This window comes from Nocardioides pelophilus (genome assembly GCF_014180685.1).
Lineage (GTDB): Bacteria > Actinomycetota > Actinomycetes > Propionibacteriales > Nocardioidaceae > Nocardioides > Nocardioides pelophilus.
Genome location: NZ_JACEHF010000306.1, coordinates 1 through 1483, shown reverse-complemented (window position 1 = coordinate 1483; position 1483 = coordinate 1). Strand labels below are relative to the sequence as shown.

Below are 1483 nucleotides of genomic sequence, written 5' to 3'. Positions count from 1 at the left end.
CGGCCGGCGTGCACGTCACCGCGGTGCCGGGGCCGAGCGCGGTCCTGACCGCGCTCGCGGTCTCGGGCCTGCCGGTGGACCGGTTCTGCTTCGAGGGCTTCCTGCCGCGCAAGGGCGGCGAGCGCTCCCGCCGGCTGGCCGAGCTCGCAGCCGAGCCGCGGACCATGGTGTTCTTCGAGGCGCCCCACCGCACCGGCGCCGCGCTGTCGGCGATGGCGGGTGCGTTCGGCGGCGACCGGCCGGCGGCGGTGTGCCGCGAGCTGACCAAGACCTACGAGGAGGTACGACGCGGGTCGGTCGGCGAGCTCGCCGAGTGGGCTGCCGACGGTGTGCGGGGCGAGGTGACGATCGTCGTCGCGGGTGCGGCGCCTCACAGCGCCGTCGACACCGATCCCGCTAGCCTGCGGTCCGCGGTCGACGCCCTGGTGGACGACGGACTGAGCCGCAAGGACGCGATCGCCGCAGTGGCCAAGACGACTGGGCTCCCCAAGCGGGAGGTCTACCAGGTGGTGCATGTGGATGAGGACTGACCAACGGATCAGCGCGGTCGAGCGCGACGGGCTGGTGTTCGACGTACTCGACGACGGCCCGGCCGACGGCGAGCCGATCGTGCTCCTGCACGGCTGGCCCGAGCGGGCGACGGTCTGGCGCCACGTCGCGCCGATCCTCAACGCCGCCGGCTACCGCACGCTNCACGCTGGCGATGGACCGGCGCGGCTTCGCGCCGGGCGCCCGGCCGAAGCGGCGCCGTGACTACCGGCTGCCGGCCCTCGTCGCCGACGTCGTCGCGCTGATCGACGAGGTCGGCGGGAGCGCCCACGTCGTCGGACACGACTGGGGAGCGGCGACCGCGTGGGCTGTCGCCGGCCTCCACCCCGACAAGGTGCGCAGCCTGACGGCGGTCTCGGTGCCGCACCCGGCCGCGATGATGAAGGCGATGGTGAGGTCCGACCAGCTGCTGAAGTCCTACTACATGCTGCTCTTCCAGCTGCCGTTCGTGCCCGAGCTGATCGCCACCCGCCGCGCCGCCTGGTTCGACCTCCAGCTGCGCAAGGGCGGCATGTCCAAGGAGGACGTCGCCCGCTTCCGGAGCGAGATCGTCGACGACGGCGCGCTCTCGTCGTCGATCGGCTGCTACCGCGGGATCTTCCTCACCGACCCCCGGATCGTCCGATTCCGGGTCGCCGCCCCGACGACGATGGTGTGGAGCACCAAGGACGTGGCGCTCGGACGATGGGGCGCCGAGCGCAGCAGGGACTGGGTCGACGGCCCGTTCGAGCTCGTCGTGCTCGAAGGCGCCTCGCACTGGATCCCGACCCAGCTGCCGGACGTGCTCGCCGACGCCATCCTGGAGCGGGTCGCCGGGTGAGCGACGCCGCCTCCCACGACCGGCCGCCGGCGCCGGAGCCGCTGCCGCACCCCGTCGTCGACAACCACTGCCACCTCGACATCGGCCGCGGGGGGGCGGAGCACCCCGCGTGGG

General features: G+C 73.7%; 2 protein-coding genes. Both read left to right on the top strand.

What is annotated here, in order from left to right; genetic code table 11:
* Nucleotides 1-530 (top strand): 16S rRNA (cytidine(1402)-2'-O)-methyltransferase (rsmI, locus tag H0488_RS23265; protein WP_246372714.1); only part of this gene is annotated, 530 nt, incomplete at its 5' end.
* A 173-nt stretch (nt 531-703) separates the two neighbouring features.
* Nucleotides 704-1369, top strand: coding sequence for an alpha/beta fold hydrolase (locus H0488_RS23260; RefSeq protein ID WP_246372713.1), 666 nt, complete (start codon nt 704-706; stop codon nt 1367-1369).
* Nucleotides 1370-1483 lie beyond the last annotated feature (114 nt).

What these genes read in the sequence shown, in the direction of transcription:
- H0488_RS23260 (WP_246372713.1), top strand. Translation starts at nt 704, where the DNA reads ATGGACCGGCGCGGCTTCGCGCCGGGCGCCCGGCCGAAGCGGCGCCGT.